At 73.8% G+C, this 15124-nt stretch carries 14 protein-coding genes and 1 pseudogene; 6 read left to right on the forward strand and 9 right to left on the reverse strand.

Features of this window, described 5'->3' with window-relative positions:
* Nucleotides 1-370 precede the first annotated feature (370 nt).
* From L6E17_RS25435 to L6E17_RS25445, 3 genes are all read right to left on the reverse strand, one after another.
* On the reverse strand, nt 371-844 hold the full coding sequence (locus L6E17_RS25435; protein WP_236243036.1) for an ATP-binding protein: 474 nt from the start codon (nt 842-844) through the stop codon (nt 371-373).
* A gap of 437 nt (nt 845-1281) precedes the next feature.
* Nucleotides 1282-1797, reverse strand: coding sequence for an EF-hand domain-containing protein (locus L6E17_RS25440; RefSeq protein ID WP_236243037.1), 516 nt, complete (start codon nt 1795-1797; stop codon nt 1282-1284).
* Nucleotides 1798-1872: 75 nt separating this feature from the next.
* Entirely contained in the window at nt 1873-2253 is a 381-nt protein-coding gene (locus tag L6E17_RS25445; protein ID WP_236243038.1) for an STAS domain-containing protein, read from the reverse strand.
* A gap of 189 nt (nt 2254-2442) precedes the next feature.
* Between L6E17_RS25445 and L6E17_RS25450 the strand changes: the two genes are divergently transcribed.
* The 3 genes from L6E17_RS25450 to L6E17_RS25460 all read left to right on the forward strand — a co-directional run bounded on the left by L6E17_RS25450 (nt 2443) and on the right by L6E17_RS25460 (nt 5209).
* Entirely contained in the window at nt 2443-3039 is a 597-nt protein-coding gene (locus L6E17_RS25450; protein ID WP_236243039.1) for a sigma-70 family RNA polymerase sigma factor, read from the forward strand.
* A complete protein-coding gene (locus L6E17_RS25455) occupies nt 3036-4262 on the forward strand; it encodes a zf-HC2 domain-containing protein (protein ID WP_374109141.1) in 1227 nt (408 codons plus the stop codon). The genes L6E17_RS25450 and L6E17_RS25455 overlap by 4 nt, the downstream gene beginning before the upstream one ends.
* Nucleotides 4263-4324: 62 nt before the next feature.
* Nucleotides 4325-5209: an IS982 family transposase gene (locus L6E17_RS25460; RefSeq protein ID WP_236238908.1), complete on the forward strand. Its 885-nt coding sequence runs from the start codon at nt 4325-4327 to the stop codon at nt 5207-5209.
* 82 nt (nt 5210-5291) lie between these two features.
* Here L6E17_RS25460 and L6E17_RS25465 read toward each other — a convergent pair whose 3' ends face one another.
* From L6E17_RS25465 to L6E17_RS25480, 4 genes are all read right to left on the reverse strand, one after another.
* Nucleotides 5292-6872 carry an IS1182 family transposase gene (locus tag L6E17_RS25465; RefSeq protein ID WP_236239647.1) on the reverse strand — a complete coding sequence of 527 codons (1581 nt, stop codon included), beginning with the start codon at nt 6870-6872 and terminating at the stop codon, nt 5292-5294.
* 448 nt (nt 6873-7320) lie between these two features.
* Complete coding sequence (locus tag L6E17_RS25470) at nt 7321-7704, reverse strand: hypothetical protein (protein ID WP_236243040.1); 384 nt, start codon at nt 7702-7704, stop codon at nt 7321-7323.
* A 489-nt stretch (nt 7705-8193) separates the two neighbouring features.
* Nucleotides 8194-9045 carry a formyltetrahydrofolate deformylase gene (gene purU, locus L6E17_RS25475; protein ID WP_236243041.1) on the reverse strand — a complete coding sequence of 284 codons (852 nt, stop codon included), beginning with the start codon at nt 9043-9045 and terminating at the stop codon, nt 8194-8196.
* Between the two features lie 88 nt (nt 9046-9133).
* Nucleotides 9134-9580: a hypothetical protein gene (locus L6E17_RS25480; protein ID WP_236243109.1), complete on the reverse strand. Its 447-nt coding sequence runs from the start codon at nt 9578-9580 to the stop codon at nt 9134-9136.
* 248 nt (nt 9581-9828) lie between these two features.
* Between L6E17_RS25480 and L6E17_RS25485 the strand changes: the two genes are divergently transcribed.
* Nucleotides 9829-11100, forward strand: a complete 1272-nt coding sequence (locus L6E17_RS25485) for an ABC transporter substrate-binding protein (protein ID WP_236243110.1) — start codon at nt 9829-9831, stop codon at nt 11098-11100.
* 42 nt (nt 11101-11142) lie between these two features.
* On the opposite strand, the gene L6E17_RS25490 is transcribed toward L6E17_RS25485, so the two are convergent.
* On the reverse strand, nt 11143-12219 hold the full coding sequence (locus L6E17_RS25490) for a hypothetical protein (protein WP_236243042.1): 1077 nt from the start codon (nt 12217-12219) through the stop codon (nt 11143-11145).
* A 57-nt stretch (nt 12220-12276) separates the two neighbouring features.
* Here L6E17_RS25490 and L6E17_RS25495 point away from each other — a divergent pair, with 57 nt between their 5' ends.
* Nucleotides 12277-12630: a hypothetical protein gene (locus tag L6E17_RS25495; protein ID WP_236243043.1), complete on the forward strand. Its 354-nt coding sequence runs from the start codon at nt 12277-12279 to the stop codon at nt 12628-12630.
* A gap of 106 nt (nt 12631-12736) precedes the next feature.
* On the opposite strand, the pseudogene L6E17_RS25500 reads toward L6E17_RS25495, so the two are convergent.
* Nucleotides 12737-14118: pseudogene (locus L6E17_RS25500) on the reverse strand (transcriptional regulator).
* 309 nt (nt 14119-14427) lie between these two features.
* On the opposite strand from L6E17_RS25500, the gene L6E17_RS25505 reads away from it, so the two are divergent.
* The gene (locus tag L6E17_RS25505; RefSeq protein WP_236243044.1) at nt 14428-15114 is read left to right on the forward strand and encodes a bifunctional DNA primase/polymerase; all 687 of its coding nucleotides are present in this window, start codon (nt 14428-14430) and stop codon (nt 15112-15114) included.
* Nucleotides 15115-15124 lie beyond the last annotated feature (10 nt).

The raw sequence follows: 15124 nt of genomic DNA on the forward strand, positions 1-15124 counted from the left end.
CGCCGGGGCGGCACGCGCCCGGAAGGTGCCGGGAGTGCGCCGGGGTGCGCGCCGAGCGCTCCGTGGCGCCGAAGGCCGACCGCCTCGCGCTCCGAAGGGGCCGGGCCGGTACGGCGCGCCTGCGCCGCCCGGCTCCGGGTTGCGCTGACTGGGGGTGGCGGCCCGCTCCTGCGCGCCCCGAGCACGGCACGGCGGCCGCCACCCGCCGCGGCGTGCAGTCCCGCCGACGCTCCCGTACGGAAGCTGCCACCGCGTGACGACCCGCACTCGCCGAGGGCGTCAAGCCCTCGGCGTCCCCTCGCCACGAATCGCTGATCCAAGAGTGATCAGACCGCGACGGCTCGTCAACAGGTATGCGACGAAACAACCGTTAAGCGGTATTCGTGACGGCGCGCGGGGTCCCGTACGCACCCGGATCACACACCACCGGCGTGAACACCGGCGCGCGCCGGTCGAGCTCGCACCAGATGCGCTTGCCCGCCCCTTCCGGCTGCCAGCCCCACCGGTCCGCGAGCCCGTCGACGAGCTCCAGTCCGCGGCCGTGGGTGTCGCCGCCGTCCGCGTGCCGCTGCTGCGGCGGCACCGCGCTGCCGTCGGCGACCTCCACGCGGACGATCCCCGCTCCCGCGCCGCCCGGGCCGAACAGCAGCCGCAGCACGGCCGGACAGCCCGTGTGCACCACGGCGTTCGTCACCAGCTCGGAGACCAGCAGCACCAGCGTCTCGGCCAGCGGCTCGTCCGCAGCTATGCCCGACCCGGCGAGCCGGGACCTCGTCCATCTGCGGGCTCGGCCCACGTCGGCGGGATCGGGTCCGATCTCGATCTGCACCTGAAGCACCTGCACCGCTCACACCATCCGAACCGGCGGACACATCGCCTCGCGCCTCACAGTCTTCGTTGCGGGACAGCATGGTTGACGTACAGTCACCGCAACAAGCGCTTCAGGCATATTCCCGCGCGAAGGAGTACGGGTAGTGCATACTGTGCGACGCTCACGCCGGGCAGTCGAACGCGAGGGCGTGCCGCACCCCTGTGCCCCCACGGCTGCACACCCGTCGCGGCGCGTACCGGAGCGGCCGGCCGGCGGCGCCGGGCGGCAGGCGCGGGGCGGCCGCGGACGGCCACCGCTCTGACCGTCACCGCCCGTCACTGAAGTCGCCGCGCCCCGCGGGCTGTCACGGCTCCCGCCGCCGAACGCCGCCGCCCCTGCCGCCCGGGAGCGCTCCGCGTCCGCAGGGTGCAAGGCGGGCGGTGCGCCGCCGCGAGGGCGCCGCCGAGGCGTCACCGGAGCATGAAGTACCGGGCCAGCGCCGCGACCGCGTCCTCCTCCGCCACCCGCCCGTCCCCCCGTGCGTCGAGGGACCCGGCGGCCTGCGCCGCGGTCTCCCCGGGCACGCCGAGCACCCGCAGGGCACGCTCCACGCCGGCCGTGCCGCCGCGTCCGCCGCCGTCCTCGTCCGGGAGGGCGAGCACGGCCCGCACGAAGGGCCTGGCGATCTCCGCGAACCGCTCCGGGTTGTCGTGCAGCCGCTTCACCGCGCCGTGCGCGAACTCCTCGTGGGTGACCCGCTGGTCCCCGTCCACGTCGGCGATGCCCGCGAGGCCCTGCCAGAACGCCTCCGCGCCGTACGCGAGCGCCTGGCCCCGGTCGGACCGGTGCGGCACACCGAACTCGGCGAGCAGCCGGCCCGCCGCCGTGGTGAAGTCCTCGCGCGAGATGTAGCCGCTGCCTTCCTGGTCCAGCACGGCGAACCGGGAGGCGATCCGGCGCTGGTACAGCTCCTCTGCGTCGTCCATGCCGGGAGCGTACGACGGAGGTACAGGGGTTCGGGAGGCGCAGGGAGGAGCACGGCCGGGGCACGGGCCGCGGCGTCAGGCGGTGAGGGTGCCGGGCCCGTCCGCGACGCCGCCGGTGGCCGCCGCCACGTCGGGGTGGACGTCGAACAGCCGGCGCACGCCGAGCGCCGCGAGCACCCGGTTGACGTGCGAGCCCTCAAGGGCGCCGCGCGCCGGGAGTATCAGCCGCAGCGCACCCCGGCAGGAGTGCAGCAGCCGCCGGGCGGCGATGAGCACACCGACGCCGCTGGAGTCGCAGAAGCGCACCCCGGACAGGTCCAGGACGAGGTGGTGGCACCCGTCGGCCACCACCTCGTGCACCCGGCGCCGCACCACCGCCGAGGAGACCAGGTCCAGTTCGCCGGAGATGTGCAGGACCGCCCAGTCCCCGTGCTCGGCACGCTCCACGCTCAGCATCAAGTGCCGCACCTTCCCACCCGCGTGCCGGGCCTCCGCCAGGCCGCTCTTCCCGTCCCCGCTGCCCCATCCTGCCCGACCGAAACACCCCGCGCGCAAGGTGACCGCTTCCCCACCCCGGCCGTCGCCGCCGTGCGGGTCTTCCGCAAAGCCGCGTGCGCCGCGGCGTACGCCCTCTACATTCGAAGGATGGGCAAGGACACACCACCGCGCTGGGACCGCCGGATGCAGCAGCGGCTGGCGCGGGGCGAGGCGGCCGCGCTGGGCGAGCTCTACGACCGGTTCGCCTCACTCGTCCACAACACCGCCCACCGGGTGCTGGAGGACCAGGACGCGGCCGACCAGGTCACCCGCGAGGTGTTCGGGTACGTGTGGGAGAACCCCGACGCGTTCGATCCCCGCCAGGAGGGGTCCCTGCGCTCCTGGATCGCCCGCCTCACCCGCCGGCAGGCCGTGTACCGGCTGCGGCAGAGCGGCGCCCGGGAACTCGCCGAGCGGGGCGACGGGTCCGCGGAGGAGGCGGAGCGGCTGGAGCAGCGGGTGCGCCGGGCGGCGGTGGCGGCCCGCGCCGACTACATCGTCACGTCCATGCCCGTACCGCTGCGCAAGGCGCTGGAACTGGCCTATTTCCAGCGCCGCGACTACCGGCAGACGGCGGCGGACCTCGGGGTGACGGACGACGAGGCGCGGCGCCGGCTGCGGCTGGGCCTCCAACTGCTGGCCACCGCGCACACCCGCCCCCTGGAAGGGCCCCCGCCGCCGGGCGGCGCCGGGCGGCCGCTGTGAGCGGGCCGACCGGCGGGGAGGGCCCCGCGGAGGGGTACGGCGGGCAGGCGGACGGCGCGACCCGCATACCGCCGCCCCGGCAGCCGGCCGACGACCGCCCGTCCCCGGGGCCGCCGGTGGAGCTGCCCCACGGCGTCCTGAGGTCCCTTCTCGGCGCGTGGGCGCTGGCGGCGTGCTCCGCGGAGGAGACGGCGGCGGTGGAGGCCCACCTGACGGAGTGCGCGCCCTGCGCCGACGAGGCGCTGCGGCTGCGGGACGCGGTGGCGCTGCTGCACAGCGAGCGCGACCTGGACCTGGACCCGCTGCTGCGGTCCAGCGTGCTGGAGAACTGCCTGGGCCGCCGCCCGGCCCGCATCCCCGTGCCCGCGTGGGCGGGGCCGTACGACGCGGAGACGGCGCGGCTCGACGCGCTGCTCCGGGACTTCGGGGAGCCGGAGTGGCACGCGCCGGTGCGGCTGCGGTGGTTCGAGGACGACCGGCCGGTGCAGCGCCGCACCTCGGTGGCCGCAGTGATCGCCCACCTGCTGGCGGTGGACGGCCTGGTCGCGGCGGCGCTGCAACTGGACGACCCGCTGCGGGAGGCGCCTTCGGCGGCGTGCGGCCCGGCGGAGCGGACGGAGGCGTTCTGGCGGCTGGACGGCCGCCCGCCCACCAGGGAGGTGCGGGGCCCGTGGCGGGAGCAGGCCCACACCCTGGTGCGGACGGTGTCCTTCGCGGGGCGGGGCGTGGCGGAACTGCCCGTCGGGTACGGCGGCTTCTCGCTGCCGCTGCGGGACGCCTTCCTGGACCGGGCCTTCGAGTGCTGGACGCACGCCGAGGACATCGCGGCGGCCGTCGACTACCCGTACGAGCCGCCGGCGGGTGCGCATCTGCGCGGCATGGTCGCGCTGGCCGCCGAGCAGCTGCCGGTGGTCCTGGCTCAGCGGCGGCGCGCGGGCCTCGCGGCCGCTCCGCGGGGTCTCGTGGCGGCGGGGGCGCCGGGCCGGTCCCTGCACCTGGAGATCGAGGGCGCGGGCGGCGGCGAGTGGTACGTCGCGCTGGACTCGCCCGCGGCCGCCGGTTCGCCGGACCGCGTGGTGGCCCAGGTGGCGCTGGACGCCGTGGAGTTCTGCCGGCTGGTGGCGGGGCGGGTGACGCCGGAGGAGGCGGCGGCCGGCCAGGCGGGGGACCGCGCGGCGGTCAGGGAGGTGCTGTACGCGGCGGCGTCCATGAGCCGCATCTAGATGAATGAGTCCGATGTTCGTGCTGGTCGCGACCATGGCGAAGGGCGCCCGTTGGTCAGTGTGTGAAGACAAACCTGGACGCCCTTCTGGCGGCACTGTACGTGTTCATCGACGACCATGTGGCGCCTTGTCGCCGGATCGGGCGACCCCCGAAACTGACGGACGCCGAACTGCTGTGCCTGGCGGTCGCCCAGGTCCTGCTCGGTTTTCCCTCGGCCCGGCACTGGATCCGCTTCGCCCACGCCCGCCTCGGCCACCTGTTCCGCTACCTGCCCCAGCAGTCCGCCTACAACAAGCGCCTCAACGCCGCAGGCCCCCTGATCAGCCGCGTGATCGAGGCACTGGCCCGGCAGGTGCCGACCTGGAACGACGACCTGCGGCTGATCGACTCCACCCCGCTGCCCTGCGCGGCCTCCCGCGAGACCGTCAAACGCTCCGACCTGGCCGGACACTGCGGGTACGGCTACTGCCGCAGCCACTCCCGCTTCTTCTGGGGCTTCCGCCTCTACCTGGTCACCACCGCCGAAGGCATGCCCGTCACCTGGTGCCTGGCCAACCCCAAGATCGGCGAACGGGAGGTGATGGCCGCGCTACTCGAACGCGACCACCACCTCGTCCGCCAAGGACAGGTGATCCTCGCCGACAAGGGCTTCGCCGGGAAGGAGTTCGAAGCGTTCTGCTCCGAGCGGCTCGGGGTTCATCTGGTGCGGCCGGACCGCGAGGACGAACCGGCCCGGCACGGAAAGATCGCCCGGGTCCGGCAGTGGATCGAAGCCGTCATCGACACCCTCAAGGGCCAGCTCAGCCTCGAACAGCACGGCGGCAGAACCCCAGCCGGAGTCTTCGCCCGCACCGGCCAACGACTCCTCGCCCTCGCCGCCGGCATCTGGCACAACTGGGCCACCAACGCCCCCGTCAAGCGATCACTGATCGCCTACGACCACTGAAGACATCGGACTCATTCATCTAGAAGGCCGATGAAGATCTTGTTGGGGGGCTGTCCGGCCGTAGGCCGGGCGGCCCTTTGGTCTATGTGGTGGTGGGGGTGAGGGTCCAGGTGGTGCCGGTGTGGGTGAGTCCGAGGTTGATGAGGCGGCGGAGGTTGAGGGCGGCTGCCCGGTTGTGGAGCCAGGTGTTGTTCTTGAGGACGCCTCGGTAGGGGACGCGGCGGTTGCCTTTGGCGACGAGCCAGGCGATGGCGCGTTCGACGGGTGGTCGCCAGCGGCGGTACTCGTCCTGCCATTCCTGGCTGGTGGCGGCCTGGTCCCGGGCGGTTTTGAGGAGGTCGTACTGGGGATGGACGCTGAAGACGCGTCCGGTCTTGGACCTGGTGCAGCGTTCGCGCAAAGGGCAATCGAGGCAGAGTTTTTTGAACTGGGCCTGGCGGTTGCCGCCCGAGAGGGGGCGGCCGAGGGCTTTGGTGTGGCCGGCCGGGCAGGTGACGTGGCCGGCCTGGGTGTCGACGTGGAAGTCGTCGGTCGTGAAGCCGCCGGGGATGGCCTGCCGCAGGGGCGGGGGCTTGATCACGAGGGTGTGGCCGTCGGCTTCGAGGGCTTCGCGGAGTTCGCCGGTTCCGTAGGCGGTGTCACCGAGGACGGTCAGGTCCTGGTCCTCGTCGGCGAGGAGGTCTTGGGCGACGGCGGCCTCGTGGTTGCCGGCTCCGCTGCCGGCGGTGAGAGCGACCTCGGTGAACAGTCCCGCCTCGGGCTCGAACGCGGCATGCGCACGGAAGCCCTCCTGGTGGCGGGTCCGGTTCTTGTGGATGTGCCGGGCCTCGGGATCAACCGTGGAAACCACGCGGTCGGGTGCGGTCCCCCGGGTGATGCGCCAGCGTCCGTCACGGCCGTCGGACTCCTGGGCCGGTTCGACGTCCTGGCCTGCGACCAGGGCCAGCAGGCCGGCCGCGTTCGCGGCCTTCTCGCCGAGTTCCTGTTCGGGCAGGTGGCCCAGCAGCCGCAGTGCGTCACCGACGAGGGCGTCCACCAGGTCCGCCCTGGCCTGCCGGTCGTTCCAGGCGATCCTCGGTTTGCCAGGGTCGCTGTAGTCGTGGGCGGTGCACTGCACGGCCGCGGCAGGTCCGGCGCCGGGGACCTCACGGATCACCGCCCGCACGGCGGAGATCAGCTGGGTGACGGTGTCCTGGGTGGCCACCGCGTCATCGAGGACGGTGGAGTCCAGTGCCCGCCGGTGCTTTCCCTTCAGCACGCCGGTGGCCTTCACGACCTCGCGCACCGCCTCGAAGACCCGGTTCGGGCAAGCCGAGCGGGCCAGACGACGGCGGAAGTAGGCCAGCAGCGAAGGATCGAACGCCATATCGTGCAAGCCGAGCCCGCACGCGGCCTTCCACCGCAGGTCACAGCGTAATTCCTGGACCGTCTCGAAGTCCGACATCCCATGCAGGGCCTGCAGCGTGATCGCCGCGGCCAGGACCTGCGGAGGCATCGACGGACGGCCGTTCGCCGACGGATACATGTCCTCGAACATCACCGCGGGAAACAGCTGCCCACGATGCTCGGCCAGGAACGCGAAGACACTCCCAGCCGGGATCAACTCCCGGCAGGTCTCCCACACATCCGGCCCGATCGTCTCCCCAACCCACTCCCCTTGCACCACAAGACGAGTCTGGCCCCGCCGCTGACGCGGCGAGGCCAGAACCCAACATTTTCAGCAGTCTTCTAGCCGTCCGCGGGGCGGGCCGCGCGGCATCCGGTGGGTGCGGGCGCAGGCCGGAGGAGGGAGCCCCGCGGGGCACAGGCGGTCGGCGGCGGCGCGTCGGGGCGGGCAGCAGGGCGCCCGGGCGCGCACACCGCAAGTGCCGTGGCGGCGCCGCGCGGCAGCCGCGGGCGGCCCTGCGGGCCGGGCGCCGGCAGGCGGGCGGTGGGTCGAGGGCAGGGCCGCTGTCACCGCCGCGGGCGGAACTGCCCCTTCCGTTCGGCGGGGTCACGCGGACACCCCGCCGCGGGCGCCGGAAGGGGGCAGGACGCCCCGCCTCCCTGCCGTGGCGGAGCGCCCTGCCGTCCGCGGCGGTCCGGCGAAGCGGACCGGTGCGCGCCGGGGTTCAGCAGCGGTTCGGTACGCCTCCGGTGCTGTCCCCGCTGAGAGCGATGGCCGTGACGTAGCCGTTCTTCTTGGGCCACGGCCGGTCGATCAGCACCCACTTGCTGCTGGTGTACCCCTCAAGCGTGACCTTCTCGCCGTAGGTCCAGCAGATCGCGCTGTAGGTGTAGCCCGGCGACACGTAGCTGAGGATCGCGCCGCTGGTGTTCGGCGACTCCCGGACGTTGGCCCGCAGCCATGCGTGGACCTGGGTGTTGAGGGCCTTCGCGGGCGCGGCGGCGGGCTCGGCCTGCCGGGTGTCGGCGGCCTGGGCGCCGGTGACGCTCATGGCGAGCAGGGCGGCGGCTCCCGCGGCGGCCGCCGCGGCCTTGCGTGCGGTGCGCATGATGTTCCCTTCGCGTCGGTCAGCACGTACGCACGCCATCCTCGCGGGGTGGGGGGTGTGCGGTAAGGCGACTTCCTGCCCCGGTCCTCCGCGGAGCCCCCTTGACACGGCCCCGGCCCGGCAGCGGCGGGCGCAGGCGGCCGACGGCCCTGCTCCTCGCTGCGCCGTACACGCTTCGGGCTCCACGTCCGGCTCTCCGGCCGCGCGGAGGATGCACCGCAACCGGCCACAAACGACCCACATCACGTCACACTGGCCACAGGAATCTCCGACTCCGGTGGCCGAACCCGGGCAAAACGATCCAACCGGGCGGGCGAAACCAGCCGTGGCGGCCCCCGCACGGCCCGGGGTTGCGCCGCCGTCCCGCACCGCGGGGAGCTGCCGGGCAGCCGCGCCGGGCCTGACGGCCGGTAGGTGTCAGCGGCCGCGGCCCGCCCGCGGAGGCGCCGCAGGGCCGCACGGCCGCGGACCCGGCGGCGGGCGCCGCGGCTACGCGAAGACGACCGTGCGGGTGCCGTTGAGGAGGATGCGGTGCTCGGCGTGCCACTTGACCGCGCGGGCCAGGGCCTGGCACTCGACGTCGCGGCCGACGGCGACGAGCTGGTCGGGGGTGACCTCGTGGCCGACGCGCTCGACCTCCTGCTCGATGATCGGGCCCTCGTCGAGGTCGGCCGTCACGTAGTGGGCCGTCGCACCGATCAGCTTCACCCCGCGCGCGTGCGCCTGGTGGTACGGCTTGGCGCCCTTGAAGCTCGGCAGGAACGAGTGGTGGATGTTGATGATCCGGCCGCTGAGCTGCTTGCACAGGTCGTCCGACAGGACCTGCATGTACCGGGCCAGCACCACGAGCTCGACGTTCTCCGACCGGACCAGCTCCAGCAGCTGCGCCTCGGCCTCCGGCTTCGTGTCCTTCGTCACCGGGATGTGGTGGAAGGGGACGTCGTACGACGCCACGAGCTCGGCGAAGTCCGTGTGGTTGGAGACCACCGCCACGATGTCCACCGGCAGCGCGCCGATCCGCGTGCGGAACAGCAGGTCGTTGAGGCAGTGGCCGAACTTCGACACCATGAGCACGACCCGCATGCGCTCGTCGGCGCGGTGGATCTGCCAGTCCATCGCGAAGGAGTCCCCGACCGCCGCGAAGCTGGCCCGCAGCTTGTCCACCGTGACCGGCGCCTCCGCGGAGAAGTGCACCCGCATGAAGAACAGGCCGGTGTCGCGGTCGCCGAACTGCCGGCTGTCCTCGATGTTGCATCCCGTGATGAACAGGTAGCTCGACACGGCGTGCACGATGCCCTGTTTGTCCGGGCAGGAGAGAGTGAGGACGTACTGGTCGGTCATCCTCGCAGGATGCCATATCCGCCGCGGTCGTCCCGAACCCCGTCCGCAGGGCGGGACCGGGCGAAACCCGAGGCCCTGCGGGGCGCGGCTAGCGCGCGCCCGTCGCGATGCGCAGGACCTCCAGGCTCCGCGGCGGCTCGTCCGGGTCCTCGCCGTCGTTCGCGGCGAGCAGCACGTGCGCCTCACGGGCCGCCCGTACGGCCTCGGGCCAGGCGTGGTGGTCGAGGAACGCCTTCACGGGGGCGTCCGCGCCGACCTGGTGCAGGATCCGCAGGACGCGCAGCACCGCCACGTCGACCAGGGCCGCCTCGCCCGAGTCGCGGAATATCGTCCCGACGTACTTCTCGGCGGACCAATTGTCCAGCCAGGTGTCCTCCACCAGGCGGTACACGGCGTCCGTGACGTCCCCGTACCCTTCCCTGCCCGCCAGCCAGCACTCCTCGTGGAAGCGGGGGTCGGAGAGCATGTGCAGCGCCGAGCGGACGTTCGCCCGCCAGCGCCACCACGGCATGTCGTTGAGCGGCATGCCGCCCATGGTGGATGAGCGACGGCCGCGACGGGAAGAGTTCATCATCGTTCACCTTGTGGCCTCGGTCCTTGCGGAACCGGGCCCGGAGGAGCTATCGGCGCACGTGCCGACCGGCGTGCGGCACTTCGCGATCGTAACGTCCCGGCCGTCGGGGACCGCGCCCGGCCACCGGATCCCGCAATTCACCGCGGTGTCACCCGCTGTTGAACCACCCACACTGCACCGTTACCCATGAGGCGGAAGTGTGCGTGTCCATGACCGGTACCGGCAGGCGACGTATCCCCACCTCCGTCACGTCCGCGGCCGCGGGTGCCCTCGCGCTCGTCATGGCCTCCCTCCTCACCGGCTGCGGTGCTCTCCCCGGAGCCACGGGGGGCTCCAGGGAGCCGCTCACGGTGATGACCTGGGCCCCGGACAGCACCAAGGCCACCAACATGCCCGGCATGCCCGCCATGGCCGAGGCGTACGGCCGCTGGATCAACGAGCAGGGCGGCATCAACGGGCACGAGCTGCGTGTGCTCACCTGCAACGAAGGGAACTCCGCCGCGGGCGCCGCCGCCTGCGCCCGCGAGGCGGTGAGGGAGGGCGCGGTGGCCGTCGTGGGCTCGTACAGCCAGCACGGCCGCGCCTTCATGGCCATCCTGGAGGCGGCGAACATCCCCTACATCGGCGGCTACGGCCTGTCCGACGAGGAGTTCACCAGCCACCTCTCCTACCCCGTCAACGGCGGGCAGATCGCCCTCCTCGCCGGGAACGGCATGCAGCTCGCCGACTCCTGCGAGCGGGTCTCCCTCGTCCGGCCCGACACCGTGGCCGGCGACGCGCTGCCGCCCCTGCTCAACTCCGGGCTCGCACAGGGCAGCCACCAGCGGGCCATCGACATCCCGGCCGCCGACGACGCCGGCGAGTACGCCGCGGTCGCGCACCGCTCCCGCTCCCGGGCCGGCGAGGAGGGCGGCTGCGTCACGGCCGCGCTCGGCGAGCGCACCGCGCACTTCTTCGACTCCTTCCGGCGGCTCCCGTCGGACGGCCGGCAGGTGCGGGTCTCGTCCGTGCTGGGCAGCGTCGACCAGCTCCTCGTCGACCGCACAGGCGGCGCCTCCGGCCCCTTCGAGGGCGCCTACATCACCGGCTGGTACCCCGACGCGGGCGACCCGCGCTGGGACCCGATGAAGCAGGTGATCCAGCAGCACGCCTTCGGCGACAACCGGATCGACCCGGCGGACGCCGGCGTCCAGACCACGTGGATCGCCTACACCGTGCTGCGCAAGGCCGTCGAGGCACTGGGCGACGAGGACGTCACCGCGGGCCGGGTCGTGCTCGCCCTGGACCGCGGCCTGCGCGTGGACACCGGCGGGCTCACCCCGGACCTGCGCTGGCGCTACGAGGACATGCTGGGCACGCCGGGCTACCCGCGGATCGTGAACCCCGAGGTGACCTTCCAGGTGGTGCGCAGGGGCCGCCTCGTGGCACAGAAGTCCGGCTTCGTCGACGTCGGCCGGACCCTGCTGGACGCCCGCTCCTGACCCGCTCGCGGGCCCGGCCCCACCGGGAGCGCCCCGGGTCGGCTAGAGCTGGGTGGGCTGCCGCTTCGTCAGGCCGTACGTCTCGGCGATGCCGTTCCAGAGACGTGCGGCCTTCTGCTTGGCCGCGGTGGCCTCACCGCTCGAACGGGACGCCTGCGCGGTGTGCTTGGTGCGCTGCGCCTCGCCGTCCTTGCAGTACTTCGGCTTCTTCACCTGCACGGCCCAGGCGGCGTAGTGGTCGTCCGCGGTCGCCGACGCCTGCCACGCCTTGGTGAGGGAGGCACTCAGCTCACCGTGGTCCGGCAGCTTGTCGATCTCGATGGCCTGGAGCCGGGTCACCAGCTCGCGGCGCTGGGCGGCGGCGGCCTTCAGGTCGGCGGCCGCCCGGTCGAGGTCCTTGCACTGCTTGATCTTCTCCACGGAGCTGATCACCGAGGCGCGGCTGGCCCCGCTGTCCGCGAGCAGCTTGTCCAGCTCCCCGGCCTGCTGCTCCGCCGGGTCGACCGGCTTCTCGGACGGGGAGGGCTCGGCGGACGGCGACGTGTCCGGGGCCGGCGCGGAGACGGACACGGCGGCCCCCGCGCTGCCGGTCCTGTCGTCCTTCTCGCCACCGCTCATCAGGGCGCCCGCGCCGAGGCCGATCACGGCGCAGCCGACGACGACCGCGGCGCCCAGCGCCAGCTTCGAGGAGCGGCGGCGCGGCTCGGGCCCGTCGTCGTAGTAGTCGTCGGGGTGGGCGTGCTGCCCGTACGGTGCGGGCTGCGGACGGCCGTAGCGCTGCTGCCCGTAGCCCTGCGGGGCCGCCGGGGGCAGGCCGGAGTCGAAGCGCGGGATCTGCTGAGTGGCGCCCGGGGAGTCGTCGCGGAAGAGGTTGTCGAACTCCGCGGGCGGACCGGACGGCCCGGCATGCCCGGTGACGGGCGGTATGTACTGGGTGGCCTCGGCGTCCGGACCCCCGGCCGGCTGCTGCTGCGGAGGCGGACCGGACTGCGGGGACCGGTGGGGCTGCGCGTGCTGCCGGGACGAGGGTCCTGGCTGCGGGGACCCGTGCCTGGCGGCGTAGCCGGTGCCGAGGACCTGGGTGGACTCGGCGGGGCTCTCCGGCGGGGACTGCGGCACGGGCCGCAGATACTGCGTCGCAGGGTCCCCGCCCTCCGGCTGCCGCTGCGACGCCTGATGCTGGTGCGGCGGCTGGAGGGGCTGCTGGTACTGCTGCTGGGACTGCGGGTGCTGCTGCGGCTGGTGGGGCTGCGGGTGCTGCGGGTGCTGGTCGAGCTGGTGCGGCTGCGGGGGCTGATAGGGCGGCTGGTGCTGCTGCGCCTGCTGCTCCGGCGGCAGCGGCAGGGGCTGGTGCTGCTCCGGCTGGTGCTGCTCCGGCTGGTGCGGCGGCTGGTGCGGAGCCGGCGGCGGAGTCCCGTACGCCCCGGGATGCTGCGGGGGCGGCGGCCCCCAGGGCTGGCCGGGGGGCTGACCCCACGTCTGGCCCTCCTGGCCATGTCCGCTCTGCGTCACCGGGACTCCTACGTGTGAACCTACGGAAGCGTCGGCTCACGCTACCGGGTGTATCGCCGCCCCCGCACACGGGTGTGTCACGTACCACGGCGAACCGGCCCAACCCGCCCCGCCGCCGGGCCCGTTACACCGGCTGCGCCTCCGTCCGGGCCGCGAACTCCCGCACCGCGGGCTCGTCCCCGTACGGTTCGAGCCGGTGCCGCAGATCGTCCAGGTACTCCGCGCCCCGCGACGACCGCAGCCCCGCCAGCAGCTCCGCGGCCCGGGTCCCCGTGTGGCACGCCTGCTCCACCTCGCGCTGCTGGACCTGCGCCGCGGCCAGCAGCAGCATGCCGATCGCCCGCCGCCGGGCCCGCCCCTCCGGGTGCCCGTCCAGGGCCTCCCCGGCCGCCCGCGCGGCGGCCTGCGCCTGGCCGAGGTCCCGGTGGCAGTGCGCCAACTCGTCGGCGAGGTACGCGTGGTCGAAGTGGGCGATCCACACCGGGTCGTCGCCCGCCTCCGGGTCCGCCCGGTCCAGGGCGGCCGCGGCCCGCCCCGCCACGTCCTGGCAGGCGCGCGCGTCGCCCAGCAGGGCGTGCCCGCGGGCCTCGGCGGCCAGGAACATGGCCTGCGCCCGGGGGTGGCGTGCCCGCGGGCGCCCTCCTGCGCGGCCCGCGCCAACTGGGCGATCTCCCGCGGGTTGCCGAGCTGCGCGGCGAGGTGGCTCATGGACGCGGCCAGCACGTACCCGCCGTAGGCCCGGTCGCCCGCGGCCTGGGCGAGGCGCAGCGCCTGGATGTAGTACCGCTGCGCCAGGCCCGGTTGGCCCGTGTCGACGGCCATGTACCCGGCGAGTTCCGTGAGCCGGGCCACGGCCGCGAAGAGGCGGCGCCCGACGGCGTCCCGGTAGGAGCCGGCGAGCATCCCCGACACCACGCTGTTGAGGTAGTGGACCACCACGGGCCGCACGTGGCCGCTGCCGAACCGGTGGTCGAGCTCCACGAGGGCGTCGGTCATGGCCTGGACGGCCCGCACGTCCGAAAGCCCCACGCGCGCGCCCGCGTTCCTGGCGACCGACGCGTCGGGGGCGGTGATCAGCCAGTCGCGGCTGGGCTCGACGAGCGCGGAGGCGGCCACGGCGGAACCGGACAGGAAGTCCCGGCGCCCCACGTCGCTGCGCCACAGCTCGCAGACCTGCTCGACGGCGCCCAGCACGGTCGGCGAGAACTGCAGGCCCACACCGCCGGCCAGGTTCTTGCCGTTCGCCATGCCGATCTCGTCGATGGTGACGGTGCGCCCCAGCTTGCGGCCGAGCGCCTCGGCGATGATCCCGGGTGCGCGGCCCCGCGGCTGCTGCCCGCGCAGCCAGCGCGCCACCGAGGTCTTGTCGTACCGCAGGTCCAGCCCGCGTTCCGACCCCACCATGTTGACGCGGCGGGCGAGCCCGGCGTTGGAGCATCCTGCTTCCTGGATGAGAGCCTGCAGCCGTTCGTTCGGCTGACGGGCTACGAGCGGCCTCGCTGCCATGACTACCCCCTGTGGTGCCGGTGGCGATCAGTCGGTCGATCACTGCCCGGCTGGTGTCCGGAGAATGCAGAACTTGGCGCTGTCATACCAAAACATCGGTATTGCCGGGCAATACGGTGCAATACCGGGAGACGCCCGTATTGACGTGTGGTCGGACGCATCGGCCCCCTTCCCCGACGGTGGCTACCCGCCCGCGGCTCCCGCCGCCCGTGCGCGCCCCCGGGAGTGCACCCATGCGCCCCGCATGCCGAATCGATGCATCCCGCCCTTCGGCTTTGCGCCCCGTAACCCCCGTGGGGGTGCGGAGTTGTGCTGTCCGTGGAAGAGACCATCGGAGTCACGGAAGCCGCACCGATCCCGAAGCAGCGCGGGGATCAGCTGCTGGACAGCGCCGTGCGGTATGCGGAAGAGCGGCACTGGGACGTGTTCCCCGGCACGTGGTTGGAGGCGGTCGAGGGCCGGGAGCACTGCTCGTGCGGTGACGCGGCCTGCCCCGCGCCGGGCGCGCACCCGGCCCGGCCGGACTGGGCGACGCAGGCGACGGGCAGCGCGGTCGCGGCCCGCAGGCTGTGGGGGAAGCACCCGAAGGCCTCGATCCTGCTGCCGACGGGACGGACCTTCGACGTGCTCGACGTGCCGGAGTCGGCGGGCTTCCTCGCACTGGCCCGGATGGAGCGGATGGAGCTGACGCTCGGCCCGGTGCTGTGCACCCCGGACCGGCGGGTGCAGTTCTTCGTACTGCCGGGCGCCACGGCGAAGGCGGCGGACCTGGTGCGGAAGCTGGGCTGGTCGCCGACCGGGATCGATCTCGTGGCGAAGGGCGAGGGCCACTACGTGGCCGCGCCGCCGACCCGGGTGGGCGGCCAGGGGGCGGTGCAGTGGGCGCGGCGGCCCACCCCGGCCAACCGCTGGCTGCCGGACGTGGAGGAGCTGATCAGCCCGCTGGCGTACGCGTGCGGCCGGGAGGCGGCCGCGGCCCGGTCCCGGCAGCGCTGAACCCCGGCAA

Source organism: Streptomyces sp. CC228A (genome assembly GCF_021390935.1).
Lineage (GTDB): Bacteria > Actinomycetota > Actinomycetes > Streptomycetales > Streptomycetaceae > Streptomyces.

Bases quoted from the DNA above. Each gene is read 5' to 3' on its own strand.
- L6E17_RS25440 (WP_236243037.1), bottom strand. From the start codon at position 1,797: ATGGACGACGCAGAGGAGCTGTACCAGCGCCGGATCGCCTCCCGGTTC.
- L6E17_RS25445 (WP_236243038.1), bottom strand. From the start codon at position 2,253: ATGCTGAGCGTGGAGCGTGCCGAGCACGGGGACTGGGCGGTCCTGCAC.
- L6E17_RS25450 (WP_236243039.1), top strand. From the start codon at position 2,443: ATGGGCAAGGACACACCACCGCGCTGGGACCGCCGGATGCAGCAGCGG.
- L6E17_RS25470 (WP_236243040.1), bottom strand. From the start codon at position 7,704: ATGCGCACCGCACGCAAGGCCGCGGCGGCCGCCGCGGGAGCCGCCGCC.
- purU (WP_236243041.1), bottom strand. From the start codon at position 9,045: ATGACCGACCAGTACGTCCTCACTCTCTCCTGCCCGGACAAACAGGGC.
- L6E17_RS25480 (WP_236243109.1), bottom strand. From the start codon at position 9,580: ATGGGCGGCATGCCGCTCAACGACATGCCGTGGTGGCGCTGGCGGGCG.
- L6E17_RS25485 (WP_236243110.1), top strand. From the start codon at position 9,829: ATGACCGGTACCGGCAGGCGACGTATCCCCACCTCCGTCACGTCCGCG.
- L6E17_RS25495 (WP_236243043.1), top strand. From the start codon at position 12,277: ATGCTGGTGCGGCGGCTGGAGGGGCTGCTGGTACTGCTGCTGGGACTG.